At 66.0% G+C, this 24,371-nt stretch carries 27 protein-coding genes and 1 riboswitch; of the genes, 9 read left to right on the top strand and 18 right to left on the bottom strand.

Annotated features, from left to right (window positions below; genetic code table 11):
* Positions 1–32 precede the first annotated feature (32 nt).
* Positions 33–641: a transglutaminase-like cysteine peptidase gene (locus tag BMY25_RS05265; protein ID WP_092495557.1), complete on the bottom strand. Its 609-nt coding sequence runs from the start codon at positions 639–641 to the stop codon at positions 33–35.
* Positions 642–875: 234 nt separating this feature from the next.
* Entirely contained in the window at positions 876–1,499 is a 624-nt protein-coding gene (locus tag BMY25_RS05260; RefSeq protein WP_092495556.1) for a PilZ domain-containing protein, read from the bottom strand.
* Between the two features lie 283 nt (positions 1,500–1,782).
* Here BMY25_RS05260 and BMY25_RS05255 point away from each other — a divergent pair, with 283 nt between their 5' ends.
* Together BMY25_RS05255 and BMY25_RS05250 are read left to right on the top strand one after the other, a co-directional pair.
* Complete coding sequence (locus BMY25_RS05255) at positions 1,783–2,529, top strand: rhomboid family intramembrane serine protease (protein ID WP_238858164.1); 747 nt, start codon at positions 1,783–1,785, stop codon at positions 2,527–2,529.
* A gap of 75 nt (positions 2,530–2,604) precedes the next feature.
* Entirely contained in the window at positions 2,605–3,033 is a 429-nt protein-coding gene (locus tag BMY25_RS05250; protein ID WP_092495555.1) for a CBS domain-containing protein, read from the top strand.
* On the opposite strand, the gene hisI is transcribed toward BMY25_RS05250, so the two are convergent.
* Positions 3,030–3,452, bottom strand: coding sequence for a phosphoribosyl-AMP cyclohydrolase (gene hisI, locus BMY25_RS05245; protein ID WP_092495554.1), 423 nt, complete (start codon positions 3,450–3,452; stop codon positions 3,030–3,032). The genes BMY25_RS05250 and hisI overlap by 4 nt on opposite strands.
* A 138-nt stretch (positions 3,453–3,590) precedes the next feature.
* Between hisI and BMY25_RS05240 the strand changes: the two genes are divergently transcribed.
* A complete protein-coding gene (locus tag BMY25_RS05240; RefSeq protein WP_092495553.1) occupies positions 3,591–4,061 on the top strand; it encodes an iron-sulfur cluster assembly scaffold protein in 471 nt (156 codons plus the stop codon).
* A 113-nt stretch (positions 4,062–4,174) separates the two neighbouring features.
* Here the strand turns inward: BMY25_RS05240 and BMY25_RS05235 are convergent, their stop codons facing one another.
* From BMY25_RS05235 to BMY25_RS05225, 3 genes are all read right to left on the bottom strand, one after another.
* On the bottom strand, positions 4,175–4,381 hold the full coding sequence (locus tag BMY25_RS05235) for a hypothetical protein (protein WP_143061886.1): 207 nt from the start codon (positions 4,379–4,381) through the stop codon (positions 4,175–4,177).
* A 244-nt stretch (positions 4,382–4,625) separates the two neighbouring features.
* On the bottom strand, positions 4,626–4,853 hold the full coding sequence (locus tag BMY25_RS05230) for a hypothetical protein (protein ID WP_092495551.1): 228 nt from the start codon (positions 4,851–4,853) through the stop codon (positions 4,626–4,628).
* A 47-nt stretch (positions 4,854–4,900) separates the two neighbouring features.
* Complete coding sequence (locus BMY25_RS05225) at positions 4,901–5,473, bottom strand: HD domain-containing protein (protein WP_092495550.1); 573 nt, start codon at positions 5,471–5,473, stop codon at positions 4,901–4,903.
* On the opposite strand from BMY25_RS05225, the gene yidD reads away from it, so the two are divergent.
* Together yidD and thrS are read left to right on the top strand one after the other, a co-directional pair.
* Entirely contained in the window at positions 5,472–5,915 is a 444-nt protein-coding gene (gene yidD, locus BMY25_RS05220; protein ID WP_092495549.1) for a membrane protein insertion efficiency factor YidD, read from the top strand. The two genes, BMY25_RS05225 and yidD, sit on opposite strands and share 2 nt — an antisense overlap.
* A 123-nt stretch (positions 5,916–6,038) precedes the next feature.
* Positions 6,039–8,048, top strand: coding sequence for a threonine--tRNA ligase (gene thrS / locus BMY25_RS05215; protein ID WP_092495548.1), 2,010 nt, complete (start codon positions 6,039–6,041; stop codon positions 8,046–8,048).
* A 49-nt stretch (positions 8,049–8,097) separates the two neighbouring features.
* Here the strand turns inward: thrS and BMY25_RS05210 are convergent, their stop codons facing one another.
* Positions 8,098–9,390, bottom strand: a complete 1,293-nt coding sequence (locus BMY25_RS05210) for a hypothetical protein (RefSeq protein ID WP_092495547.1) — start codon at positions 9,388–9,390, stop codon at positions 8,098–8,100.
* A gap of 148 nt (positions 9,391–9,538) precedes the next feature.
* Here BMY25_RS05210 and BMY25_RS05205 point away from each other — a divergent pair, with 148 nt between their 5' ends.
* The gene (locus tag BMY25_RS05205; RefSeq protein ID WP_092495546.1) at positions 9,539–10,114 is read left to right on the top strand and encodes a nitroreductase family protein; all 576 of its coding nucleotides are present in this window, start codon (positions 9,539–9,541) and stop codon (positions 10,112–10,114) included.
* A gap of 7 nt (positions 10,115–10,121) precedes the next feature.
* On the top strand, positions 10,122–10,733 hold the full coding sequence (locus BMY25_RS05200) for a flavin reductase family protein (protein WP_092495545.1): 612 nt from the start codon (positions 10,122–10,124) through the stop codon (positions 10,731–10,733).
* On the opposite strand, the gene BMY25_RS05195 is transcribed toward BMY25_RS05200, so the two are convergent.
* Entirely contained in the window at positions 10,702–11,499 is a 798-nt protein-coding gene (locus BMY25_RS05195) for an aldolase/citrate lyase family protein (protein WP_238858163.1), read from the bottom strand. The two genes, BMY25_RS05200 and BMY25_RS05195, sit on opposite strands and share 32 nt — an antisense overlap.
* 62 nt (positions 11,500–11,561) lie before the next feature.
* Between BMY25_RS05195 and BMY25_RS05190 the strand changes: the two genes are divergently transcribed.
* Entirely contained in the window at positions 11,562–12,701 is a 1,140-nt protein-coding gene (locus BMY25_RS05190; protein WP_092495543.1) for a DUF2336 domain-containing protein, read from the top strand.
* Between the two features lie 34 nt (positions 12,702–12,735).
* On the opposite strand, the gene BMY25_RS05185 is transcribed toward BMY25_RS05190, so the two are convergent.
* The gene (locus tag BMY25_RS05185) at positions 12,736–13,497 is read right to left on the bottom strand and encodes an NAD kinase (RefSeq protein WP_092495542.1); all 762 of its coding nucleotides are present in this window, start codon (positions 13,495–13,497) and stop codon (positions 12,736–12,738) included.
* Between the two features lie 238 nt (positions 13,498–13,735).
* Positions 13,736–15,331 carry an OpgD/OpgG family glucan biosynthesis protein gene (locus tag BMY25_RS05180; RefSeq protein ID WP_092495541.1) on the bottom strand — a complete coding sequence of 532 codons (1,596 nt, stop codon included), beginning with the start codon at positions 15,329–15,331 and terminating at the stop codon, positions 13,736–13,738.
* 238 nt (positions 15,332–15,569) lie between these two features.
* Here BMY25_RS05180 and BMY25_RS05175 point away from each other — a divergent pair, with 238 nt between their 5' ends.
* Complete coding sequence (locus BMY25_RS05175) at positions 15,570–17,327, top strand: protein kinase family protein (protein ID WP_092495540.1); 1,758 nt, start codon at positions 15,570–15,572, stop codon at positions 17,325–17,327.
* Here the strand turns inward: BMY25_RS05175 and BMY25_RS05170 are convergent.
* From BMY25_RS05170 to BMY25_RS05135, 8 genes are all read right to left on the bottom strand, one after another.
* On the bottom strand, positions 17,311–17,742 hold the full coding sequence (locus BMY25_RS05170) for a hypothetical protein (RefSeq protein WP_092495539.1): 432 nt from the start codon (positions 17,740–17,742) through the stop codon (positions 17,311–17,313). The two genes, BMY25_RS05175 and BMY25_RS05170, sit on opposite strands and share 17 nt — an antisense overlap.
* Positions 17,743–17,812: 70 nt before the next feature.
* Positions 17,813–19,246: an MFS transporter gene (locus tag BMY25_RS05165; RefSeq protein ID WP_092495538.1), complete on the bottom strand. Its 1,434-nt coding sequence runs from the start codon at positions 19,244–19,246 to the stop codon at positions 17,813–17,815.
* A gap of 87 nt (positions 19,247–19,333) precedes the next feature.
* On the bottom strand, positions 19,334–19,720 hold the full coding sequence (locus BMY25_RS05160; protein WP_092495537.1) for a helix-turn-helix domain-containing protein: 387 nt from the start codon (positions 19,718–19,720) through the stop codon (positions 19,334–19,336).
* A 209-nt stretch (positions 19,721–19,929) separates the two neighbouring features.
* Positions 19,930–20,331 (bottom strand): DUF2934 domain-containing protein, encoded by a 402-nt coding sequence (locus BMY25_RS05155; protein ID WP_092495536.1) that lies wholly within the window; start codon positions 20,329–20,331, stop codon positions 19,930–19,932.
* Between the two features lie 20 nt (positions 20,332–20,351).
* On the bottom strand, positions 20,352–20,561 hold the full coding sequence (locus BMY25_RS05150) for a hypothetical protein (RefSeq protein WP_092495535.1): 210 nt from the start codon (positions 20,559–20,561) through the stop codon (positions 20,352–20,354).
* A 119-nt stretch (positions 20,562–20,680) separates the two neighbouring features.
* Entirely contained in the window at positions 20,681–21,994 is a 1,314-nt protein-coding gene (locus tag BMY25_RS05145; protein ID WP_092495534.1) for an MFS transporter, read from the bottom strand.
* A 34-nt stretch (positions 21,995–22,028) separates the two neighbouring features.
* The gene (locus BMY25_RS05140) at positions 22,029–22,427 is read right to left on the bottom strand and encodes a nuclear transport factor 2 family protein (RefSeq protein ID WP_177176712.1); all 399 of its coding nucleotides are present in this window, start codon (positions 22,425–22,427) and stop codon (positions 22,029–22,031) included.
* Positions 22,428–22,561: 134 nt separating this feature from the next.
* Positions 22,562–23,872 carry a D-amino acid dehydrogenase gene (locus BMY25_RS05135; RefSeq protein WP_092495532.1) on the bottom strand — a complete coding sequence of 437 codons (1,311 nt, stop codon included), beginning with the start codon at positions 23,870–23,872 and terminating at the stop codon, positions 22,562–22,564.
* Between the two features lie 153 nt (positions 23,873–24,025).
* A riboswitch (glycine riboswitch) is annotated at positions 24,026–24,121 on the bottom strand.
* Between the last annotated feature and the right edge of the window lie 250 nt (positions 24,122–24,371).

The following is a 24,371-nucleotide window of genomic DNA, read 5'->3' as shown; positions in this document are numbered from 1 at the left end:
TTGGCGAACGAATGCCGCTGCGCTGACCGGGGTCAGCGCGGAGCGGAGGTCAGCACCTCGTTCCAGCGCCAGTCGCCAATCGAATCCCAGCGGCGCGGGTCGGTTTCTGACTGCCGCTTGACGTAGCGATAGGCGGTCTTGGTCCAGACCTTGATGTCGTCGGTCTTGTTGTCGAGGATGTAGTCGCCGTCGGTGAGGCGCACGACGAGCACGGCATGGCCTGCGCCCGCTTCGTCGAAGACCACGGCGATCAGCAGGTCCGAGCTCGGCCAGCCACGCGCCAGCAAATCCTTCTGCTTCAGCAGCGCGTAATCCTCGCAGTCGCCGTATTTCGTGGGGATCGCCCAATATTCCTCGACGCCGTAGATCTCCTGGTCGGTCGCGGGCTGGATGGCGGTGTTGACGCCGAGATTGACCGCGATGAGTTCGTGCCAGTTGTTCTGGTTGCTGGGCATCACGACGCGAGGGCCGCGCGGCTGGCACTGCTGGGGTTCGCGCTGGCAGAAGCCGATCTGGCCGATGGGAGCGCCTGTCTGTCCATTGGTGGTCATGGCGGCGCCGGTCTGGCCCGCCTGTGCCGAGCACCCGATAAGGCCGAGCGCAATGGCGGCCAGTACCGCCCTGCAGATGCCTCGTTTCATGTGCGTCTCCCCAATTCATGGAGAGACTAGCAGTGGCGAATTTCGGCCCCGCTAAAGCTCTGAACCAATATCGGCAGGCTTGTGAAACAGAAGATTCATCGCGTTGGTTCGGCTTTGCTAACAGACAGAGTTACCGGGAGATGACTGTTCCAGCGCGGCACCCTTCCGTTACCTGAGGATGAACCGGCCACTTCGAATTCCGCAACGAACTAGGTTAGCGAAATCCCAAGGTCGTCAAAAGAATTCCTTAGGAATCTCAGTTTCGGCATTGCCTTCCGACATGGCGCGCATGAACTCGATCGCGATGCCATCGTCGAAATGGCGAACCACCCGGCCGCCGACCTTGCCGATCATGATCTTCGCGCCGCGGGGAGGGCGGAGATCCGTCGCGAGCGCAGCGCCCGTCAGCGACATGTCAATGATCCTGCAGCTATGCGTGGTGCCGTCGGAAAGCGTGAGCACAGCGTCGGTCTTGCGCGGGACGCGGCGGGGCTGCCGACGCTCCTCCGGCGTTTCCAGCAGATGGCGGTTGGCAAGCCACGTCAAGGTATCGGCCAGCTTGTCGCGCTTGATCCTGGAGGCCGTGAACGCAATCGCGAAGCCGCTCTCGATCTGGCGCACGATCGTTCCCTCGACGCGACCGATATGGTCGACATAGGCGACGATGCGCTCGCCGACCTCGCCCTGATGGGGGCTGTAGAAGGCCGCCCCGCCGGGGGATACGTCGATCACCGTGCAGGGAAACTCCTGCCTGTCCGCAAACATGCAGCGCCCGAGCAGGCTGATCTTCACGCGCTGGTGCGAACGCCGCTCGGAATTGGATTCGACCTCGATCTGCAGATCTGGCAGGGCGGACATGGTTCACCTGCTCCGAGGAGGGGTTAGCAGAGGCTCTCTCCGCTAGAGATATCTTCAGATTTAGTTAACATTCTCTAAGCGCGAGCTTGTGTTCTTTACTATACCTCTGTTTTGTCAAAACAAACAGGCGGGAACGGCTGTAGAAAATGCCCGGACTCTTACGGTTAGCGGGTAACTCTTTTGAGGAAGCCGCCTTTCTCGTTCGCTGTCCCTGCGGGAATAATTCGCTGGCCGGGGAGGTTGCGGGCGGTTCGCGGTTTCGGCTTGTGAGCGGGCGCTTAACTTGGCAAACACGGCCATGACCCAGCGCGAGCGCATCTTCAATCTTCCTCCGGTGATCGTCACGCTGGGAGCGATCCTGATCCTGATCCACGTGATCCGACTGTTTCTGCCGGAGCGTCTGGACGAGTGGGTGGTGCTCGCCTTCTCCTTCATCCCCGTGCGTTACGCGGGGGCGGCATCCGAGCTTCCGGGGGGAGGCTGGGGCGAAATCTGGACGCCGCTGACCTATGCCTTCCTGCATGGCGGCACGCTGCACATCGCGGTGAACCTCGTCTGGATGGCGAGCTTCGGCAGTCCGCTCGCCCGGCGCTTCGGCGCGGCGCGGTTCCTGATCCTCAGCGCGGTGGCCGCGCTGGCCGGGGCGCTCGCGCATTATCTGACCTTCCCGCAAGGCATCGATCCCGTGGTGGGCGCGTCGGCCGCGATCTCCGGCATGATGTCGGCCACCGCGCGCTTTGCCTTTGCCGCCGGCGGCCCGCTTTTCCGCATCGGATCCGACGAGTCCTACCGCTACCCCGCGCCATCCTTCCGGGCGATGCTGGTGAACCGGCAGGCGATGACGTTTCTGATCATCTGGCTCGTGCTGAACATCCTGTTCGGCACGCAGCTCGGCCTTGTGCCGGGCAGCGACCAGCCCGTCGCGTGGCAGGCCCATATTGGCGGCTTCATCGCGGGTCTTCTGCTGTTTCCGCTGCTCGATCCGATCCGGCGTGGCGAACCGCCGGCGGAAGACGCTCTGGCGCCCTGAGAAACGCGGAGATAAGCTCCATTCATGGCCCCGCCAGAGGGCCGCGGTTTCCCGAAACCGGAATGGAGGAAGTTCATGTCCGTCTCCCATATCCTGAACCTCAAGGGCGGCGATGTGCTCACCGTCGAGCCCCTGACCCCGCTTGCCGACGTTTCACGCCTCCTGACGGAGAAGCGGATCGGCGCGGTCGTCGTCGTGGAAGGGGAGAAGATCCTCGGCATCCTGTCCGAGCGCGATCTCGTCCACGCGGTGGCTCGCGATGGCGCGGCCGCCCTGGGGCGGCCGGCGCGCGATTGCATGACGTCGAAGGTCACGACCTGCGGCAGGGAAACCGGGATCAACGAGCTTATGGAGGTCATGACGCGCGGCCGCTTCCGTCACCTGCCCGTGGTGGAGAACGGTCGGCTCGCCGGCATCGTTTCCATCGGCGACGTGGTGAAGGCGCGGATCGCCGAGATCCAGCACGAAGCCGACCAGATCCGCGACTATATCGCGACGGCCTAGGCGAAGGGCTCGAACTCGCGCTCGATCGGCCCCGGACCCAGCGGGACGGAGCGATAGAAGCAGGTCGTGCGGCCGGTGTGGCAGGTGTCCTCCGGCCGGGCCACCTCGACGCGGATGGCGATCGCGTCCTGGTCGCAGTCTGTGCGGAGTTCGACGACCCGCTGCAGCGCGCCCGAGGTTTCCCCCTTCTTCCACAGCGACTTGCGCGATCGGCTCCAATAAGTCGCGAAGCCCGTCTCCAGCGTGAGACGCAGGGATTCGGAATTCATCCAGGCGAACATCAGGATCGCGCCGCTCGTCGCGTCCAGCGCGATGCAGGGGATCAGACCGTCGGCATCGAAGCGCGGCGCGAAGGTCGTCCGCTCCTCCAGCGAGAGAAGGGAGGCGTTGGCCGGTTGCGGCGCTGCGGGTTCGGTCATGGCTCTTGCTCAACTGGGACTGGCGGGCAGCCGCGGCTTTACTGCGGGATGCAGTCTCGCTCTTGCCTCTCTATATAGAGAGGGAACGACGCGCCCAAGCCTGCGGAGCATCCGCATGAGCGCTCCCCGGAGATCTGGATGCTGGACGACATCTACAATTCCAAGATCCTCGAATTTGCCGGCAACATTTCGCGGATCGGCAAGCTTGAGGACGCGCATGCCTCGGCGCGCGCCCATTCGCGGCTCTGCGGCTCCACGGTGACGGTGTATCTGAAGCTGGAAGACGGAAAGGTCGCCGACTTCGCCCACGAGGTCCGCGCCTGCGCGCTCGGCCAGGCCTCGTCCTCCGTGATGGCCCGCACCATTCTCGGCTCCACCCCGGGGGAACTGCGGGCCTTGCGCGAAACCATGATCCGTATGCTGAAGGAAAACGGGACGCCGCCGGACGGCCGCTGGTCCGATCTTGGCTATCTGGAGCCGGTGCGGGACTACAAGGCGCGGCATGCCTCGACGCTGCTGACCTTCGACGCGGTGGTCGATGCGTTGAACCAGATCGAGGCGGTCGAAAAACCGGATGCGAGCGCGAAGGGCGAGGGGCAGGCTGCCTGACGCAAAACCGAGGTCCCGATCATTCTGCCGTCTGGTATGCCGGAAACGAAAACGGCCCGCTCGAAGCGGGCCGTTTTTGCGTGGGGTCCGAGCATGAGGACCCGGCACAAAGCCTAGCGGATGTCGGCCAGCGGCGCCGAGTACTGGTTGGTATCCTTCTGCCAGATCCGGTCCTGCTCGTCCCTCAGCATGCGAAGCTGCGTGGCGGTCGGGCGGTCGGCAGTCTGGTCGGCCGCGTAATGCCGGTCGGCCGGGTGGGCATTGGCGACGCCACCGAGAAGAGCGAGGACGGTGGCGGAGGCAATAAGGACGTTACGCATTTCCATCTTTCCCAGTTCAAAAAACAGGTCCGGCGACAGACACGAAGACCGCGAGCCGGACGGGATCAATTCCCTGAACTGAGATAGGAAGCTAGCCTTACAGATTAAATACCTTGAAGGAACCTAGTATGTAACGAATGCGTGACAGCGTTATTCGTGAGAGCGAAGATCCGGCGGAAGGCAGCGGGGCGTGACCGGATCGCGTCACCGAGCGCGTGTCACCCACCCCTGGCCTCGGGTCCTGTCACCTGGCCCAGTAATATTGGCGATGCGTCCGGTGATTGCTCTGGGAGTATTGGTTGTTATCCTTCTGCCAGATGTGCTCACGCTCCTGCTGCAGGAGCCAGAGCTGACGCTGGGTCGGCGGCCGCATCGCGGGGTCGCGCTCCCCGTAGGTGGAGCTGGATTGGGCCTGGGCTGCGCCGATGCCGGTGAGAAGGGCGACGGCGGTCACAAGAATGAGCTTTTTCATGACGATCTCCGATCGTGTCGATCGGCCGAGGTAACGTCATCCAGGTCTCATCGTTCAGTCACGATCGGGCGATTCTCCCGCGACTGCCGCGTGATCGCCGCGTAGGTCGCATTGAAGCGGTCCTCCAGTTCGCCGTTGAGATTGCGGCATCCCGCATCGACCACCTTCTTTCCCCAGTCCGCATAGGCGCGCCGCTTCTCCTCCGACCAGTCTTCCGGCGGATCACGCTCGATTTCACCGAGGTTGCTCACCTTGTCGGCAAGCTTCAAAAGCCGGGCGCGTGGCGACTTTCGGGCGATCTCGTCCACCTGCCGCTGCTTGCGCTCGTCGGAGGGCAGGCTCATATCATCCGTGAGTTCCCCGACGAGGGTGGCGACATCCTCGCCGAAGCGATCGGTGATCTCCGCCAGGCTCGCGTGGCCGTCTTCCACGACATCGTGCAGCCAGGCGGCGGCGATCAGTTCGGCGTCGTCCGGCCCGTTGGCCTCGGCGACGAGGCAGGCGACTTCGGTAAGGTGATTGATGTAGGGCGGCTGGCTCGCGCCTTTCTTTTTCTGTCCGGTGTGCCGGAGCGCGGCGAAATGGGCGGCGCGGCTGATGAGGGAGATGGCTCCGTTCATGACTTTCGATCCTGATCCTGTCGGTGGTCCGGCCCGGGCAGGCGGAAGCGTCGGCCTGGCCGCCCGGTTCCCCGCATTGGCCGCATTGCTGCTGATCCGCCTCTATCGCTACACGCTGTCCTCGGTTGCCGGGCGAACCTGCCGGCATCTGCCGACCTGTTCGGAGTTCGGGGAAACGGCTATCCGCCGTTTCGGGCTTTGGGCTGGCGGATGGATGACATTTGCGCGAATTTCGCGTTGCCGCCCCTTCGGTACGCACGGCTTCGATCCGGTGCCCACGTGCTTGCCGGGCAATGCCGCCTGGTTCCTGCCGTGGCGCTACGGTCTCTGGCGCTCCTGCACCACGCCGGATGGGCCCGGGAAGGAAGCGCCGCACGCTTGCGCCGCTCACGGCGGCGCAAGCGGCGCGAAGAGCGCTCCCGCCGCGCGAAACCTTGCCTGATTGCGCGCCCTGGTATAGGCGATGCAAACGGCAAGCTGCCCGGTGCAGCATCGTTTGCCGTATCAGATAACCCCAGATAAAGGCGTGGCTGCACGGCTGCTCAAGCCGGCTCCTCGAAGTGTCATGATCAGCATCTCTTTCCCCGATGGCGCGCGACGCGAATATCCGGAAGGGGTGACGGGCACGGACGTCGCGCAGTCGATTTCCAAGTCGCTGGCCAAGAAGGCCGTGGCGATCAAGGTCGACGGCGTGCTTTCCGATCTCGCCGATCCCATCCACACGGATGCGACCGTGACGATCGTGACGCGCGACGACGCGGACGCGCTGGAGCTGATCCGGCACGATACCGCCCACGTGCTCGCCGAGGCCGTGCAGGCGCTGTATCCCGGCACGCAGGTCACCATCGGCCCGGTGATCGAGAACGGCTTCTATTACGACTTCTTCCGGCAGGAGCCGTTCTCCACCGAGGATTTCGCCGCCATCGAGGCGAAGATGCGGGAGATCATCGCCCGCGACGCGCCCTTCACCAAGCAGGTCTGGAGCCGCGAGCAGGCGAAGGCCGTGTTCGCGGAAAAGGGCGAGCGCTTCAAGGTGGAGCTGGTCGACGCGATCCCCGAGGACCAGACGGTCAAGATCTACAATCAGGGCGAGTGGTTCGACCTGTGCCGTGGTCCGCACATGCCGTCCACCGGCAAGATCGGCAACGCGTTCAAGCTGATGAAGCTGGCCGGCGCCTATTGGCGCGGCGACAGCAACAATCCGGTGCTGCAGCGCATCTACGGCACCGCCTGGCGCGACGAGAAGGACCTCAAGGCCTATCTCACCATGCTGGAGGAGGCGGAGAAGCGCGACCATCGCCGTCTCGGCCGCGAGATGGATCTCTTCCACCTGCAGGAAGAAGCACCCGGCATGGTGTTCTGGCACCCCAAGGGCTGGTCCGTGTGGCGCTCGCTGGAGGCCTATATGCGCCGCCGGCTGGACCTCGCCGACTATGCCGAGGTGAAGACGCCGCAGCTCATCGACCGCAAGCTCTGGGAGGCCTCGGGCCACTGGGAGAAGTTCCGCGAGAACATGTTCGTCGCGGAGGTCGAGGCCGATGACGGTCCGGACAAGCAGGTCGCGGCGCTGAAGCCGATGAACTGCCCCGGCCACGTGCAGATCTTCAACCAGGGCATCAAGTCGTATCGCGACCTGCCGCTGCGCATGGCGGAATTCGGCTCCTGCCACCGCTACGAGCCCTCCGGCGCGCTGCACGGCATCATGCGCGTGCGCGGCTTCACGCAGGACGACGCGCATATCTTCTGCACCGAGGCGCAGATCACGGCGGAAACGCAGGACTTCTGCTCGCTGCTTTCCTCCATCTACGAGGATCTCGGCTTCACCGCCTTCCGCATCAAGTTCTCCGATCGTCCGGAGAAGCGGGCGGGCAGCGATGCCGTCTGGGACCAGGCGGAAAGCGCGCTCATGTCGGCTACCAAGGCCGCGGGCTACGAGGTCGAGCTCAATCCGGGCGAGGGCGCCTTCTACGGGCCGAAGCTGGAATTCGTGCTGACCGACGCCATCGGCCGCGACTGGCAGTGCGGCACGCTGCAGGTGGACTTTGTGTTGCCGGAGCGTCTGGGCGCGACCTATGTCGGCGAGGATGGCGCCAAGCACCGCCCGGTCATGCTGCACCGCGCGGTCCTCGGATCCTTCGAGCGCTTCATCGGCATCCTGATCGAGGATTCCGCCGGCAAGCTGCCGCTCTGGCTCGCCCCGACGCAGCTGGTCGTGGCCACGATCACTTCCGAAGCCGATGCCTATGCCGAGGAGATCGCCGGGCGCTTCAAGGCGGCGGGCATTCGCGCCGAGGCGGATATCCGCAACGAGAAGATCAACTACAAGGTCCGCGAGCACTCGGTCGGCAAGGTGCCGCTGATGCTGGTCGTCGGCCGTCGCGAGGCGGAGGAGCGGACGGTATCCATCCGCCGTCTCGGCAGCCAGAACCAGGAAAGCCTCGGCCTCGAGGACGCTTTCGCGCGGATCATGCTGGAAGCCATGGCGCCGGATCTCCGTCGCCAGCAGGCCGGAACCGCGACACCCGAAGCGCCGGCCGATGCCAGGGCTTCGACCGCCGAGGGCGCTCTGGCCTGAGGCCACTCCCTCCGAGAGACGAAAAACCCGGCCTCGCGGCCGGGTTTTTTTATTCCGTGCTGATGCCGGTGTCGGCTTCGTCCGGGCTGTCGCCGTCCGACTCGGCACCGGGCGAAACCGGATTTTCGCCATTCGGAGCCGCTGCCTGGGCGCCCGGCATCGGCGTGTCGGCCGACGGGGCCAGCGGATGCGGAACTCCGACCGGGAGGCCTTCTCCCTGGGCCGGCGCCACGTCGCTCAGATGCACTTCCACGTCGTGGTCACCGCCGGCCTTCACATCGAAGTTGCGGGTATAGACCTGGTCCTTGTGGCGGGCGACCACGGTATAGGTGCCCTCGGCCAGAACGATGTGAGGGAAGGCGCCGACATTCTCGCTCAGCGTGTCGCCGTCCGGCGTCAGCACGGTCCAGCTCGTATTGGCGAGCGCCTCGCCGCCATCGGCCGCCACGAGCTTCAGCGTCACGTCGGCGCCGACCTGCCGCATGGTGGCCTCCGTCAGCTTGCCGGCCTTAACCTCGATGTCGGCGCGCACGACCGCGTTCAGGTTCCCGTAATGGCAGACGACATGGTAGGTGCCGGCGGCCAGACCCAGGATCTGCCCCGCCGTCGCGTGCGGGAGCACCACGACGTGCTGGCCCGAATCGTCGTTCTGGGAGATCTCGAAATCGACCTTGTCCTTGGCGAGGACCTTGTCGTCGCCGACCACCGCATTCAACCTCAGGCCGCCGGCATCCAGCACGATGGATTCGGAATGTGCCTCCCGGCCGACGGTAATCTTCTTGGTCGCGCTGGCGCGTCCCAGCGCGGCGTTGACGAAATAGGTGCCGGGCGCGAGCTGGACGGAGGTGGTGCCGCCATGGGCGGTGGTGACGAGCGGGAGTTCGCCGTCCTTGTCGCGCTGCGAGCCGAAGACGCGCCAGACAAGACCCTGCGGCACGGGCTTGCCCCCCTGCACGAGCCGGGCTTCGAGGATCGTTTCCGGCAGCACGGGCTGCGCTTCCCTGGTGCCGCTGCGCGAGGGCGCATAGGGCAGGGGGATCGACAGCTGGTCGTCCTGCTTGGGCACGTAGTCGCGGGGGCGCGTGGAAAGGAAATCCGGTGGTGGCGGCTTCTGGCGATCCTCCGGCGCGGGAGCGTCGCCCGCGCGCGGCGGGTGAAACATGATGCTGCCGCCGACGCTCAGTCCGCCGGGCCCCGGAGCCTCTTCACCGCCGCCCGGGCCACCGCGTCCGCGCTCCTGGGAGGCGGCAGGGGATGACGCGATCGTGGCGGCCAGTGTCGAGGCCACTGTCGGGGTCAGCAGGAGCGGAAGGATCGTGACGAACCGTGAAAGCCTGGTCATTCAGCCATGATGCCCGTTCAAAGCGCCCCTGTTTTCACCGGTCAGTCGTGGTAATCCCGCTGCCATGTGGTTTCAAGACCGGCATGTGGTTTCAAGACGGCCCATGCTTCAGACGGCTCGTGAGCTTTCAGACGGAAGGAACTCCGCAATGGACAGCCCAATCCTCGATTACCTGCGCATCCGCCGCTCCGTCGGCGCACCCCAACTGGTGGAGCCCGGCCCGGATGCCGAAACGCTTCGCGACATCCTGACGATCGCGGCGCGCGTTCCCGACCACGGCAAGCTCGCGCCGTGGAGGTTCGTCATCTACGACCGCAATGCCAGAATTAAGGCGGTCGCCGCGCTTTCCGACCTTGCGGAAGCGGAAGAGGACGAGAAGCAGCGGACGCTGCTGAAGGAGAAGGCCAAGCAGTTCGCGGAAGCGCCGCTGGTGGTCGGCGTCTTTTCCGCCCCGATCATGGACCACCCGAAGATCCCGCTATGGGAGCAGCAGCTCTCGGTGGGCGCCGTCTGCCTGAACCTGCTGCATGCCGCCAACAGCCACGGCTTCGGCTCCACCTGGCTCACCGGCTGGTATGCCTATGACGAAGTGGCCGCGCGCTATCTGGGAGCTCAGGACGGCGAAAAGGTCGCGGGCTTCATCCATATCGGCACGCGCACCATGCGCCCCTCCGACCGCGACCGGCCGGACATGGATAAGCTCATCTCCGTCTGGCAGGGCTGAGCGGGGCATGTTCTATCATCCAAGCGAACGCGACCACGGCCTGCCGCACGATCCGCTGAAGGCGATCGTGGCGCCACGGCCTATCGGCTGGATCTCCTCGCAGGACAGCGAGGGACGGCTGAACCTCGCCCCCTACAGCTTCTTCAACCTCGTCGCCGACCGGCCGCCGATCGTCATGTTCTCCTCCTATGGCCGCAAGGACAGCGTCCGCAACGTGGAGGAAACCGGCGAGTTCGTCTGCAACCTGACCACCTACGACCTGCGGGAAGCGGTGAACGCCACCTCCGCGGGGCTGGCGCATGGGGAGAGCGAGTTCGACGCGGCGGGGCTCGCAACGGAGGCGAGCGCGTTGGTGAAGCCGCCTCGGATCGCCGGCGTCGCGGCGGCGCTGGAGTGCAGATACCTGAAATCCGACGTGCTCGTCGGTCTCGACGGCCAGCGCTCGAGCAACATCATCGTCTATGGCGAGATCGTCGGTTGCTTCATCCGCGACGACCTCATCGTGGATGGCCGGTTCGACATGACGGCCGCACGCACCATCGCCCGCTGCGGCTACATGGACTATGCGACGGTGGAGAGCCTTTTCGTCATGCACCGCCCGGCGGGTGGCGGCGGCTGAGCGGAGGCGTGCCGAACGCCTCCTGAAGCACGGTGAACTGGTCCGGCCCGGCGGCAAGCATCCCTGCGAAGCCGTCGCGCCGAGCCGATTCGGCAAGGCGGCGCAGCGGTTCCGGGGCCGTGCCGGGCGGGGCGGCGGTGTCGAGGGCCGCAACGCCGGAGCTTGAGGCCGCGAAGACGACGAGGCTGCGGGCGAGCTGGAGGGGGTGCGGCCAGTCTCCCGGATCGTTTGCCGGAATGCCGAGATGGACCGCGAGCGCTTCGGCGCTCCAGGTGAGCGCGGCGAGCCGCCCGGCCGCCCGGGAAAGCTCGGGAAGAAGCAGCAGGCCCGCAGGCGTGTCGATGCTCGCGACGATGGCCGTGCTGCCGTCCGCCAGATCGTGCAGCGCCTCGCGAACCGAGAGGCGGGCCGACAGGCGCTGAAGGTCCGCTGCGCCTTCGCATGCCGCCAGCAGGACCGCATCCGGGCCTCCGGTCACCACGACGTCGAGATCGCCCTCTGAAAGCGGATCCCGAATGCCGCCCACCCGCACTGCCAACAGCCTTCTTCGGCCACCATTTCGCGCTTCCCGCAGGGCCGCGAGAACAGCCCGCCGCACTGTTCCCCTTCGTTCGCTCGGCACCCCCGCCAAATCGAACACAAGCGCCTCCGCATCGCTGCGAAGCGCGGCCGAGAGAGCGTCCGGATCGTCTCCCCGGACGAGAAGGAAGCAGGGCGTCTTGGCGTCGATCTTCAAGGCCGGTCCACTCTTAACGGCTGGATGCACCAATCCTTAAGCCTCCTCGTGCACCTTCCGTTAAAGCGATTTTTTGCCGGGAGTTGCTGTCCATGATCGTCGAGCGTTTCCTTCAGTGGACCCAGACCGCGTCTGTCGGTCGGCGTTCCGAGGCCGCGCAGGACATGGCTCGCGCCTTCCTGCACGCGCCGCTGTCCGATAATGAGCGCGACGGCATGGAAGCCGCGATGACGCTGCTTCTCGACGATCCGTCGCCGGAGATTCGGCTAAACCTGGCAACCGCGCTCGCGGATTCCGATCGCTCGCCGCATCATATCATCCTGTCGCTCGCCGGCGACCAGCCCCGCATCGCCTGCATCGTGGCGGCGCGTTCGCCCGTGTTGCTGGACAGTGAACTGGTCGACCTTATCGGCGGCAAGAGCGAACCCCTCCGCGAGGCGATTGCCCGTCGGCCCGTGGTTTCCCGCATGTTGTCGGCCGCCCTGGCCGAGGTCGGCGGCGCGGATGCGTGCCTGCAACTGATCCTGAACGAAGGTGCGCGGCTCACCCGAGCGTCGCTCGATCGCATCGTGGAACGGCACGGCGACGTGCCCGCGATTCGCAACGCGCTGCTCGCCCATGACGGCCTGCCGATCGAGATCCGGCAGGCGCTGGTTTCCCGCCTCGCCGGGCAGCTTCGCGGCTTCGTGGTCGAGCGCAATTGGCTCTCCGAGGAACGCGCGGACGAAACCGTCCGCGACGCCCGGGAGAGGGCGACCGTGGAGATGGCGCTCGGCGCCGGCGCGTCCGACATGCCGGCTCTCGTGCAATCGCTGGTGACCGCCGACCAGCTCACGCCGGCGCTGCTGATGCGCGCTCTGGCGAGCGGCCATGTCAGCTTCTTCGAGGAAGCGATCGCCTGCCTGACCGGCGCGCCGGTGGCGCGTGTGCATGCCCTGATCGGCTCCGGCCGCAACGGTGCGCTCAAGGCGCTCCTGGAAAAGGCGCGGTTGCCGCAGAAGGTCTTTCCCGCGATGGCCGCCGCATTCGACGTGCTGGGCTCGTTCAAGGACGGCAAGCTCGACAACGATTACCGCCGCGCCACCGCTCTCGTGGAAGCCGTGCTGGCGCGCTACGAGGGGCAGGCGGATCGCGAGGCCGACGAGCTTCTGGCGTTGCTCCGCCGCTTTGCCCGCGACGCCAAACGCTCCGCCGCGCGCGATTACGCCCATCAACTGATCCGGGCGGCCTGAGCCGTTCGAAGCGCCTGAGAAGCCGGGCAGCAGCTCAGTAGCGAAACTGCTCGGCGAGAATGCGTTCGTCCCAGGAATGCTGGGCGTCGAACATGATCCGGCATTCCACCGCGCGATCGAGCTTGATCTCCACCTCCCGCACGCTCTTGCACTCTATGTGATCGGCAACCGCGCTGACCGGGCGCTTCTCGTGCTCCAGCGAGGTGATCGTCACCGTCACATGGTTGGGCAGGAGAGCGCCGCGCCAGTGGCGGGGGCGGAACGGGCTGATCGGGGTGAGCGCCAGCAGCGGCGCGTTGATCGGGATGATCGGCCCGTGCGCGGAAAGATTGTAGGCGGTCGACCCGGCGGGCGTCGCGAGCAGGATGCCGTCGCAGATCAGTTCTTCCATCCGCACATGCCCGTCGATGGTGATCCGGAGCTTGGCCGCCTGATAGGATTGGCGCAGCAGGTGGACTTCGTTGATCGCCCGCGCGGTGAAGAGTTCGCCGTCCACCGTCGTCACGTTCATGTCGAGCGGATGGATCGATTCCGCCCGCGCCCCGGCGATCCGATCGAAGAGGCCCTCCAGCTTGTACTCGTTCATGAGAAAGCCGACGGAACCGCGATTCATCCCGTAAATCGGAGTGCCCGTGTTCATGAAGGCGTGCAGGGCCTGCAGCATCACGCCGTCGCCACCCAGCGCCACCACGACATCGGCCTGGTCGGGGGGCACCTCGCCGTAGCGTGCGCGGATCTCTTGCGCCGCGGCCAGGGAATCCGGAGCGTCGCTGGCGAGGATGGCAATCTTGGTCATTCTCCGGCGGCTCCGATCAATCCGGCGGTTCGGCACCCCGCGCGTCCGGCGACCATGACCGCGCCGGCACGGGGAGGCAAGTCTGGCAGACGGGAAAGAGCACTTGGGCGCATCCCCCCATGGGGGCGCATCCAAGGCGCGCGGGGTGGGGCCGGACTTGTCGCCGGCCCGGTCGTCCATTCGGTCGAACGGGAAGGTGCGCCCTTGGCCTTCTTAAATCTGATCCGATCAGACCGGATCAGAGCGGAGGCGCTGGCGGGAAGAACTGCGACGTCCAGGTTTCCGTCATCGCGTCGGCGCCGCGCCGCACATACATGCGGATATCCAGGGGATCGGAGCCCTCCGCCACGACGTCGAACGTGGCGCGGATCGCGTTCTTCCTGCCGACGATCGGATAGGCCGCGGTGTTCGCGACCGTGCCGCGGGATACCGTGACCACAGCGTCCAGATCCTTGCGGGTGAGCCCGTCCAGCTTGTCTCCGGTGAAATCCACCACGAACTTGGTCGTGTTGGCCGGCCGGGGCTGGCCGGGATTGCCGCCCACACCGAAGAAGCTCTCCGCGACGCGGCCGAGGGGCGAGGGATAGGGCTCGTCCTTGACCCAGTGCAGCCGGTACTTGTAGTTCAGCTCCCGGCCCGGCGCGACATTGCCCTCCGGGACCCAGTAGAGAACGATGTTGTCGTGAATCTCGTCGTCCGTCGGGATCTCGACGAGCTGGACCGAACCCTTGCCCCAATCGCCAAGGGGCTCGACCCAGACGGTCGGGCGCTTGTCGTACCAGACGCCATCGTCCTGGTAGTGATCGAAATCCCGGTCGCGTTGCAGCAGCCCGAAACCCTTCGGGTTCTCGTCGATATAGCTGTTGGTCATCACGCGCGGAGGATTGTTCAGCGGGCGCCAGAGCCGCTCGCCGGTGCCCGTCCAAAGCGCGAGCCCGTCGGAATCGTGGATCTCGGGGCGCCAGTCCAACGACTGCCGGTGGTTCAGTTCGTCGAACCAGAACATGCTGGTGAGCGGGGCGACGCCCAGCCGCGCGATCGGCTTGCGCGGATAAAGCGCGCACTCGATGTCCATGACCACGCGGTCGCTCTTGGTGCAATCCATGCGGAGGGCGCCGCTGATGCTCGGGCCGTCGACGAGGGCGTTGATGATCACGCGTTCCTTCTCGTCGGGCGAGGCCTCCAGCCAGAAGGCGGTGAAGCGCGGGAATTCCTCGGGCGTCGGCATGGCGGTGTCGATGGCGATGGCGCGCGCGGAAAGGCCGTACTGGTCGAGCGCCCCGGACGCGCGGAAGTAGGCGGCGCCGAGGAAGGCCAGCCAGTCCGTGGTCTGGTCCTGCGACATGACGCGGAAGCCGGAATAACCGATGTTGTCGGGCAGCTGCCGTGCGACATGGTCGTCCGGCATGTCGAAATAATCCTTGCGGTAGACGATCCGGCGCGACTGATCGCCTTCCACCAGGGAGATCGTGCAGGGCTCCTGGAAGTAGCGGCCGAGATGGAAGAGCTGGACCGGATCCGCCTCGCCGTCATTGATGAAGAGGCTGTGGTCGCGCTTCCAGATGATCTTCTGGAAGGCGTCGTAGTCGATCTGTTCCAGGATCGCGGAATAGGGCGAGCGTGGATCGACCCAGGGCTTGGTCGCGAGATCCGCCGCCTGCTTCTTCACGAGATCGAACGAGAAAGGCTCGGGAGCGCTCATCTCCAGGAGTGCGTTTTCCGGCGTCGCGGTCGGGTCCGCCGCGAAGGCCTTGCTCATCCAAGGCGGCAGCAGGCCGAGAAGCGCGAGCGACGAAAGAGCGGTCAGGGTTTCCCGGCGGGTCAATGCTGGCATTCGATGTTCTCGCGCTGATGGGGATGCTTGGTCTGGAAGGATCAACTCGGGTCGGCGACAAGCTATAGCCGGATTGCGGCAGGCAAGGGACATACCGAATCTCGCCTCTGAGCGGAAGCCACCCGCCGCGCTCCCGTCGGACAGGTTGAACAAAGCCTGAGTTTCGGCATTCAGAGGCGATGGAATTCGATTCATCCGTCGATCTGCGTTTTCGCACGCCGCAAGGGCGGGCCACCTGATGCTGGTCTATGGCGACCTTTCCTGGGACGAGGATACGCGGGAGAAGCTGGGCGATCTTCGACAGCGGCTGTACGCACTGGGGCTGGAGGAGCCGGGCATTCTTCGCCATCAACACCTCGTGGCGCTGCTGATCGAGACCGGCGAACTGGCGCAGGGGCTTGCCGATCACGCGATGTCCGACGACGGCGAGGATCGCCGCTCGGAAGCGGCCGATCTCGCGCTCGCCGCCGCGCAAGGACTGGCGGAAGCGATGCGGTGCTCCTGGGACAGCGGTTTCGCCCACCGGGGCGTGCTGCCCGCTGCAAGATTCAGCCGGCTCGCGGAAATGGATCTGCCGGCCAGCATCCATGTAAAGCTCGGCGAGGGACACGCCTTCTATGCGCTTTATCCCGAGGCCTATTGCCTGAGCGCCGCCGAATTGCGGGGAGAGCGGGTCCGCGTGATCGGCATCCGCAGCATCGGCGCGGGGCTCTCGGCCGTGGTCGCCGCGGCCGCTGGCGCGCCGCTACCCGTAACGGTGCGGCCCGGCGGCCATCCCTTCCAGCGCGAACTCACTCTTTCGCCGGAGCTCCGGCGCAGCCTGCTGGCCGGCCCGGAAGCCTGCTTCGCGATCGTGGACGAGGGGCCGGGGCTTTCCGGCAGTTCCTTCGGGTCGGTTGCCGACTTTCTGGAAGATCATGGCGTCGCGCCCGAGAGGACCGTTTTCTTCCCAAGCCATTCCGGCGAATTGGGTCCGCAGGCATCCGATCGTCATCGTGAACGCTGGAGTCGGGCAAAGCGCCTGACGACGGACTTCCGCCAGCTGTGCTTGAACGGGGCCGATCCCGCCCACGACCTCGCGGGCTGGGTGCGGGATCTCACCGGCGAAGCGGTCGCACCGCTGGAGGAGATCTCCGGCGGCGGCTGGCGGCATCATTCCTATGCCGGCGAGGCTGCTTGGCCGCCGGCGCATGCGCATCAGGAGCGGCTGAAGTTCCTGCTGCGGAGCGCGAGCGGCACGTGGCTGCTGAAGTTCTCGGGCCTCGGCCGGGAAGGAGAGCGCGCTTTCGACGTTGCGCGTGCGATGCAGGAGGCGGGCTTCGGGCCGGAAGTCGCGGGTTTCAGGCATGGCTTCGTCGTGTCACGCTGGCTGGACGACGCACGGCCGCTCGCCGACGCGGGCATCGCCCGCCCGGCGCTCATTCGTCATATCAACCGCTATCTCGGCTGGCGGGCGCGCCATCTCACAGCTCCGTCTTCGCCGGGGGCCTCCCTGGAGGCGCTGGTCGAGATGACCAACCACAATGCGGCGGAAACCTTCGGGACGGCGCCACGGCTTCAGCTTCCAGCCGACGATCTGGCGGCGCTGGAGGCTCGCGTTTTCCGCGTGCAGACGGACAATCGCCTGCAACCCTGGGAATGGCTGGTGACCCCGGACGGCCGCGTCCTGAAGACGGACGGCAGCGACCATTGTCGCGCCCACGACCTCGTGGGATGTCAGGATATCGCCTGGGACGTGGCGGGCGCGGCCATCGAGTTCGATATGTCGGAAGCAGAGACGGAGAGCGTGATCGCTCAGGTCGAGGGAGCCGACGGGCGGCCGGTCGACCGCGATCTTCTCCGGCTGCTCCGGCCCTGTTACCTGGCCTTCCAGACCGGCAGCTATGCCATGGCCGCGGGAGCTCTGTCCGGCTGGCCCGAGGAGCAGGTCAGGCTGGAGCGGCGCCGGGTCTTCTATGCCGGGCGCCTGCTCGCCTCGCTCAATCGCAGCGTTTGACGCTCTGGGTCACCGTGCCGGATGCCGTGTGCTTCTTCACATGGACGGTGCGGCACTTTGCGGAAGGGGCCATCTTGACGGAAGGAGCCGTCCTGACCGAAGGAGCCGCCCGGGACGTCGGCGCTTCCACCGCGCCGGGTACGCCGGCGACCTCACCGCCGGAATAGTCCGGCACCTGGTTGGCACGTGGGTCATTCGGGGGCGGACCGGCGATGGGGCTCGGCGCCCCGACATTGGCGTCGGCGGGGCCATGGTCCGGCCGGCCGAGATCGTCGAAAGGCTCGACGGCCTGAACCTTGACGATGGGGGCGGCAAGACGGGCGGCGGAGCCGGCTTCCGCCGCGCCAGCCTGCACGGAAAACGACGAGCCGCCGAGAACGGTGGCCGAGATCAGGAATGCGGTAAAGGTCTTCACGGAAGGGCCTCCAGCGTTTGCTTGCCTGAACAATCGGCAGGATGCGCCGAAGTTCCCGGCGGACGCCCGCCTACTCCCCGGCGGCAGGTCTCGCGACGGAGCGGGCGGGCCGATGGCTGCTCACCTCCGACCCCGCATCCGGCCGGAGCCTCAGGAAGAACAGCACCGAGATCGCCACGATCAGCGCCAAGGCGAGGAATGCCGTGCGGAAATCCGAAAAATCGGGCACGGCTGCGCCGCGCGCGGCCTGCGAGACGTTGACCAGAACGGCCGCCAGAGCCGCACCCATGCCGAAGGCGATCTGCTGCACCATGGCGTAGAGGGTTGAGGCGTCGCTGGTGTCCTTGGGGCCGATATCGGCGAAGGCAAGCGTGTTCAGCGACGTGAATTGCAGGGATCGCGCCAGCCCGCCGGCGAAAAGCAGGACTGCCATCAGGGCGGCGGGGAAGGCGGGCCTGAAAAACGCGAAGACGATCAGCGACAGCGCCACCGCCGCGGAGTTGACGACGAGCACGTTGCGGAAGCCGAAAAGTCGCAGCGTCCGCGTGGTCACGGTCTTCATCGCCAGGTTGCCGCCGGCATAGAACAGGACCAGCAGGCCGGAGCGGAACGCATCCATGCCGAAGCCAATCTGGAACATCAGCGGCAGCAGCACCGGTGTGGCGCCCACCGTCACGCGGAACAGGGTTCCCCCCGTGACCGAGGAGATCGTGAACGTCTGAATCCGCACGGGCCGGAGCGAGACGATGGGCTGCGGCCGGGCGAGCGCATGCCGCACGGCGACGATGCCGATCGCGAGCCCCACGGCGACGATCGCGAGCGGCAGCAGCCAACCGGAAGCGGCGCGGCCGCTGAGGTCCAGCCCGTACATCATGAGCGCGAGGGCGGCGGCCGTCAGCAGGAAGCCCCTGAGATCGAATGGCTTCCGCGCATCCGTCCGCTCGTTGCGGATGATGAAGAGAACCAAGGTGAGTGCGACGATCCCGAGCGGCAGGTTCAGGAAGAAGATCCAGCGCCAGGACGCGTAGGTCGTGATGAAGCCGCCGAGCGGCGGACCGAGAACGGGCGCGATCAGCGCCGGCCAGGTGATCGTCGCGATGGCGCGCATCAGGTCCTGCTTGCCGGCGGTTCGCATCACCACGATCCGGCCGACCGGCAGCATCATGGAGCCGCCCACGCCCTGCAGGATCCGTGCGGCGGTAAAGGACCAGAGCGAATTGCTGAAGCCGCAGAGAGCTGAGGCCAGGGTGAAGATCGCGATGGCGCTGGCGAACACGGTGCGTGCGCCGAAGCGGTCGGCCATCCAGCCGCTGATCGGAATGAAGACCGCCACCGTGAGAAGATAGGCGGTGACGCCGATGCTGAGCGAAACGGCGCTCGCTCCGAAGGAATGCGCCATCTGCGGCAGCGCGGTCGCGATCACCGTGCCGTCGAGGTTCTCCATGAAGGAGGAGCCGGCGACGACCAGCGGAGCAAGAACCGGGCTTCTGGAGGAGGTCTGCATGGCGCTTCGAAAGAGGAACCGAGCCGTTCTACGCGCGCCGGGGTCGGATTGCGAGCGCTACGACGGCCCGGAGAAAGGCCGGCGAGACTAGCGGCCGGAATCCTGCGACTGGCGGCTGGCCGACAGCGTTTCCACGAAGCTCAGGATCTCGCGGCGTAGGCTCGGATCGTCGATCGAAGAGAAGGCGCGGCACAGGCTTGCCATGTCGTCGGCGGGCAGGGCGTCCAGCGCCTCAGCGGCAGCACCTTCTTCCGCGTCCGGGAAAAAGTAGGAAATCGGCACGTCCATCACCTGGGCGAGCTGCGCCAAGCGGCTGGCGCCGACGCGATTGGTGCCTGTTTCGTATTTCTGAATCTGCTGGAACGTGACCCCGACCTTGTCGCCGATGGCTTCCTGCGTGAGGTCGAGAACCCGTCGACGGGCACGAATTCGGCTTCCGACATAGGCGTCGACCGAGTTGGGCTGCCTTGCCATAACTGTCCCAGCTTCCTTTTAAGAGCCTGCAAGCACCGCTTCAGACGGTCCGGCACGCCCGGCGGGGCTGCGAACAGCCTTCCGTCTCCAGAGCGTGCTTCTTGGTGCCCAAACTTCCAGGCAAACGCAAACGCATATTTGTAAACGGAGCGGTCAAGTTCCCGCTATGCGAGCGTGAACTCGCCCGACGATCCGGGCGGCAGGGCCGTTCAGCCGCCGCCCTTCACCTCGGTGGCGGGCTTGCCGGTTGTCTTTCGCGCGGGCTTGCCGGCGGCGCTCTCCGTCTCGGTCTTCGTGGCGCTGGCTTCCATCGCGGCCGTGCCGGAAGCGCGGCCGGCTCGCTTGCGCGGAGAGGGGGCCGGTTCGGCCTTGCCGGTTTCTTCAGCGACTGTCTTCGTCTTCCGGGTTCGGGAAGCAGTCTGGATGGCACCAGCCGAGACGATCGTCCCGCCGTCGCCCTCGAAGCTGCCGGTATGAACATGCAAAGGCTGGTCGTGCTCGTGGCTGGCCCGGAGCCAGTGCTCCTCGTGACGGCCGTGCGGCTGGCCCTCGCTCTCCCAGATCTCGTAAGCCCGTTGCTCGATCTTTCGCTGCCGATCGTTCTCAGACATCAAACGCCTCTCCGCTGTGACTAGGCCGGCCGAGCTTCGGAAGGTTTGCCGAGTTCCATGTTGATCCCGGCTCTCAGTCCTGCCTCGGTCAGTTCCAACGCAATCGCATTCGCATCGGCATTGTAGAGCGAGGCGATCTGCACGGCTTCATAGGGTACATGGAGGATCTGTCCAGTCCGGATCGCCAGCGCGACCCTGTTCCGGATTTCGGTTTCTGGCACCATCGACATGATCTCCTCACGATTGCCAAGGAGCAGGTTGGATATTCATGCCATCCAACCACGCCAGAAATGCGACGATCCTTAACCGGTGTTAAGTCGCGTTAAGAACGTGTTTTCGCCGCACCGGTTCATGTGAGCGCCTGCTTCCGCGTTTCCACGTCGAGGAAGGCGACGGCGACCAGCGAAAGTGCCAGCAGGACGGCGAAAAAGGCGATCGCGGTGCCGAAACTCTGGGCCACGATCAGCCCCACGGCGGAGGGTGCGAGAAGGCCGCCGAAGCGGGCGACCGCGCCTGCCACGCCCATCCCGGTGGCGCGAAGGGCGGTGGGGTAGAGCTCCGGCGTGAAGGCATAGAGCGCGCCCCAGGTACCGAGCAGCGCGAAGCTCATCGTGAGCGTGGCGCTGGCGATCAGGGCAGGGGTGCCGGCCAGCACATAGAAGATACAGCCGAGGGCGCTGAGGCCGAGGAAGGCGATCAGCGTCGGCTTGCGGCCCCAGACTTCCACGCCCCATGCCGCCAGCGCATAGCCCGGCAACTGCGCCAGCGCGACCAGCACCAGGAAGCCCTGGCCGCGAACGAAGCCGTAGCCCTGGCCGACGAGCCGGCTGGGCAGCCAGGCGAAGACGCCGTAATACGCAACGGAAACTAGGAGCCACGCGACGAGGATCAGCAGCGTGCGGCGTCCGAGCGCCCCGGCGAACAGCGCCTTCATCGAGGTCCTGCCCTGGACGCGCGCGATCAGCGTTCCCGCTGCCGGTGCCCGGCCATTGGCGAGCGCCACCCGGTCGATGACGGTTTTCGCCTCCTCGCCGCGCCCGGTGCGGAGCAGGTGGAAGGGCGATTCCGGGATCCACAGGCGAAGCCCGATGCCGATCAGCGCCGGTGCGGCATTGATCGCGAAGACCCAGCGCCAGGGCGCCTCGACGCCGGCTGTCACGAGCGCCCAGGTGACCAGCGAAAGCACCAGAGTGCCCAACGCCCAGAAAGCTTCGAGCCCGACCAGCCAGCGCCCGCGCCGGTCCGCCGGAAGGAACTCCGCCATCATCGCATAGTCGACCGGCAGCGTGCCACCGACGGCGAGGCCGGTGAGGAAGCGGAAAAGCTGCAGGATCGAGAAGCTCGGAGCCACGCCGGAGAGCAGGCCGAAGACCGCATCGAGGAGCACCGTCACGATGAGGACGCGGCGGCGGCCGAAACGGTCGGCGAGCCGGCCGAAGCCCCAGGCTCCGAAGAGCATGCCCAGAAAGAAGACGGTGCCGGTCTGCAGGGCTTGCGGCACGGAGAGGCCGAAGCTTCTTGCGATGCTGGGTGCGGTGAAGCCAACCGCCAGCACCTGCATGGCGTCGGCCGCCCAGACCAGCCCGAAGACGCCGATCAGGCGTCGCTGGAAACGGCCCGTACCGGCAGAGGCAATGGCGGATTCGATGGTGATTGCGTTCATCCGGACATCCTTGGCCGTGCTGGAGAGTGGAATATCAGGCGGCTTCCACGTCGGGAGCGCCGGAGGGGATCAGCGTGCCCTGCGCGGAGACGAGCTGCCAGCCGAGCTCGAAATCCTCGATGAGGACATGCGTGTAGCGGCTCTCGGCGGTGAAGGTCTCGCCTTCATAGGTCATGTTCATCCGCGTCCTGCCGATGATGATCGTGAGACCCTCATAGTCGCGCTGGATGAGATCGCCCGGATCGCGCTCTATCTCGTTGAAGACGAGATCGCCGGCGCCGACAAAGCCGACGAGGACGGATTTCGGGATGGTGGAGCCGGAAAGCACGTCGACGAGGATGAAATCGTCGGAAAGGAGCGCGTTCAAACTGTCGCTATCGGCGGCCTGAAGCGCGGTAAAGAACGCCTGATCGGCGGCAAGGGGGTCCGTCATCGGCAATGGCATGCTCCTCAATCGACTCGGGCCGCACGCTAGCATGGAGGCCGGCCGGAATGACCCGGCAAATCAGGGAGGCCGGCACTCTCGCGCCGGCCTCAACTTCAAGGCCCGATATCGGCATCCGAAGATCAGGCGCGCAGTCGTTCCGGCTCGCGATCGGCGACCTGCCGAAGCTGCGTGACGGCCGCCGGCTTCCGGTCGCGCCGGGCGACCACGTCGGCGATCATCTCCGCCGTTGCCGCGCAGAGGGTCCAGCCGAGATGGCCGTGCCCGGTATTGTAGAACACGCCCGGCTTCCGGCCGGCGCCGACGCGCGGCATCATGTTCGGCATCATTGGCCGCAGGCCCGCCCAGGGCAGCACCTTGCCGGTGTCCACATCGGGGAAGAGCTGGCGCGTCCACTCCACCAGCGGGCGGATGCGGTCCTGGCGGATGTCGCGGTTGTCGCCGTTGAACTCCGCCGTGCCGGCGACGCGGAAGCGGTCCTGGCCGAGGCGGCTGCTGACGATCTTGGTCGCATCGTCGAGCAGGCTGACCCAGGGCGCGCCCTTCTGGCTCTTCTCGTCGTCGAGCTGGACGGTGATGGAGTAGCCCTTCACCGGATAGATGTTGACGCGGTCGCCGAGCATGGCGGCAAAGCGGCGGCTGGCGACGCCGGCGCAGATCACCGTGCCATCGAAGCGCGCGGTTTCCCGCCGATGGCGCAGGCGCTGGCCTTCCTCCTGCTCGGTCGGCAGCCACTGCACCTCGATGCCGTCGCCCTTGTGGCTGAGGCGGCGCACTTCGGCATCCTGCACGAAGAGGACGCCCTTGCGCATGCAGGCCTCCGCCAGCCCGCGGGTGAACTTGTGGATGTCGCCGGTGGAATCGGACTCGGTGAAGAAGCCGCCGTAATAGTCGCCATGCAGCGTCGGCTCGATGGCGCGCATCTCGTCCGGCGTCACGGTGCGGCGCTCGAGGCCGCCTTCGGCCAGGAGGCCGCTCACCGTCATCGCGTGGTCGAAGCTGGTCTTGTCGCGATAGATGTGGAGAATGCCGCGCTTCTCCAGGTGGAAGTCGATGTTCTCCCGCTCCGCCATTTCCGCCATGTAGCGGCGCGATGCGATCGCAAGGCGCGTGGTCTCCACCGTGTTGGCGCGGTATTCCGGGATCCTGGCGACGAACTCGGCCATCCAGGAATATTTGTGCCACGAGGGCAGGGGATTGAGAAGCAGCGGCGCGTCGCTCTTCAGCATCCACTTGATGCCCTTCAGCAGCGTCGCCGTGTTGTTCCAGACCTCGGCATTGGAGGCGGAAAGCTGGCCGCCATTGGCGAACGAGGTTTCCATGGCGGGGTAGCGGTTGCGGTCGAAGACGGTGACCGAATAACCCTTTTCAGCCAGGGCATAGGCTGTGGTGATGCCGGTGATCCCGGCGCCGATGACGGCAATGGTCTGCACGAGGACGCTCTTTCGTGAATGGTGACGAGCAGAACCGGGCAAGCCCGGTCCGGTTGTCCCCATCTGTCACGGTACCTGAGAGTTTACCCCGAGCCGCAAGCGGCCGAGGGCTTCCCCTTCGGTGGACGCATCGAAGCGCCTCTCTCCAGATCGTCCAGCTACGCGGTCCTTTTGCCTGAGAGTTTCCTGGGGTGTTGCTCCGTCGGCGCCTCGTCGGCGAACCGCCGAGGTCTCTCCCGCATAGCCTGCTGGACGGCCAACATATCTCACCGTTTCCGGCGGCGTACAAGCCGGCTTCCTTCACAAGCGGGGTAATTGCTGCACATGCACAATATTGAGGCGCGACGGTGCAAGGATGGCGCGTGGATGGTGCCCGGCAGCAAGGCGGCGCCTCTCGACGAGGCACTTGATGGCGATCCCGTCATCCCCGATGTTGAGGAATGACCACAGCGTTTCCGATCCGTCCGATTCCCGCCCGCTCCCCGACATCGGGGCCGGG

Source organism: Faunimonas pinastri, assembly GCF_900110915.1.
GTDB classification, from domain to species: domain Bacteria; phylum Pseudomonadota; class Alphaproteobacteria; order Rhizobiales; family Afifellaceae; genus Faunimonas; species Faunimonas pinastri.
Note: the sequence above shows the minus strand (reverse complement) of the source record. Positions and strands in the feature narration are given on the sequence as shown.

Coding starts and splice junctions, on each gene's coding strand:
- BMY25_RS05175 (WP_092495540.1), top strand. CDS start 15,570: ATGCTGGTCTATGGCGACCTTTCCTGGGACGAGGATACGCGGGAGAAG.
- BMY25_RS05240 (WP_092495553.1), top strand. CDS start 3,591: ATGCTGGACGACATCTACAATTCCAAGATCCTCGAATTTGCCGGCAAC.
- BMY25_RS05145 (WP_092495534.1), bottom strand. CDS start 21,994: ATGAACGCAATCACCATCGAATCCGCCATTGCCTCTGCCGGTACGGGC.
- BMY25_RS05250 (WP_092495555.1), top strand. CDS start 2,605: ATGTCCGTCTCCCATATCCTGAACCTCAAGGGCGGCGATGTGCTCACC.
- BMY25_RS05210 (WP_092495547.1), bottom strand. CDS start 9,390: ATGACCAGGCTTTCACGGTTCGTCACGATCCTTCCGCTCCTGCTGACC.
- BMY25_RS05200 (WP_092495545.1), top strand. CDS start 10,122: ATGTTCTATCATCCAAGCGAACGCGACCACGGCCTGCCGCACGATCCG.
- BMY25_RS05260 (WP_092495556.1), bottom strand. CDS start 1,499: ATGTCCGCCCTGCCAGATCTGCAGATCGAGGTCGAATCCAATTCCGAG.
- BMY25_RS05150 (WP_092495535.1), bottom strand. CDS start 20,561: ATGTCGATGGTGCCAGAAACCGAAATCCGGAACAGGGTCGCGCTGGCG.
- yidD (WP_092495549.1), top strand. CDS start 5,472: ATGACTTTCGATCCTGATCCTGTCGGTGGTCCGGCCCGGGCAGGCGGA.
- thrS (WP_092495548.1), top strand. CDS start 6,039: ATGATCAGCATCTCTTTCCCCGATGGCGCGCGACGCGAATATCCGGAA.
- BMY25_RS05165 (WP_092495538.1), bottom strand. CDS start 19,246: ATGCAGACCTCCTCCAGAAGCCCGGTTCTTGCTCCGCTGGTCGTCGCC.
- BMY25_RS05265 (WP_092495557.1), bottom strand. CDS start 641: ATGAAACGAGGCATCTGCAGGGCGGTACTGGCCGCCATTGCGCTCGGC.
- BMY25_RS05230 (WP_092495551.1), bottom strand. CDS start 4,853: ATGAAAAAGCTCATTCTTGTGACCGCCGTCGCCCTTCTCACCGGCATC.
- BMY25_RS05155 (WP_092495536.1), bottom strand. CDS start 20,331: ATGTCTGAGAACGATCGGCAGCGAAAGATCGAGCAACGGGCTTACGAG.
- BMY25_RS05225 (WP_092495550.1), bottom strand. CDS start 5,473: ATGAACGGAGCCATCTCCCTCATCAGCCGCGCCGCCCATTTCGCCGCG.
- BMY25_RS05190 (WP_092495543.1), top strand. CDS start 11,562: ATGATCGTCGAGCGTTTCCTTCAGTGGACCCAGACCGCGTCTGTCGGT.
- BMY25_RS05160 (WP_092495537.1), bottom strand. CDS start 19,720: ATGGCAAGGCAGCCCAACTCGGTCGACGCCTATGTCGGAAGCCGAATT.
- BMY25_RS05140 (WP_177176712.1), bottom strand. CDS start 22,427: ATGACGGACCCCCTTGCCGCCGATCAGGCGTTCTTTACCGCGCTTCAG.
- hisI (WP_092495554.1), bottom strand. CDS start 3,452: ATGACCGAACCCGCAGCGCCGCAACCGGCCAACGCCTCCCTTCTCTCG.
- BMY25_RS05180 (WP_092495541.1), bottom strand. CDS start 15,331: ATGCCAGCATTGACCCGCCGGGAAACCCTGACCGCTCTTTCGTCGCTC.
- BMY25_RS05205 (WP_092495546.1), top strand. CDS start 9,539: ATGGACAGCCCAATCCTCGATTACCTGCGCATCCGCCGCTCCGTCGGC.
- BMY25_RS05235 (WP_143061886.1), bottom strand. CDS start 4,381: ATGCGTAACGTCCTTATTGCCTCCGCCACCGTCCTCGCTCTTCTCGGT.
- BMY25_RS05185 (WP_092495542.1), bottom strand. CDS start 13,497: ATGACCAAGATTGCCATCCTCGCCAGCGACGCTCCGGATTCCCTGGCC.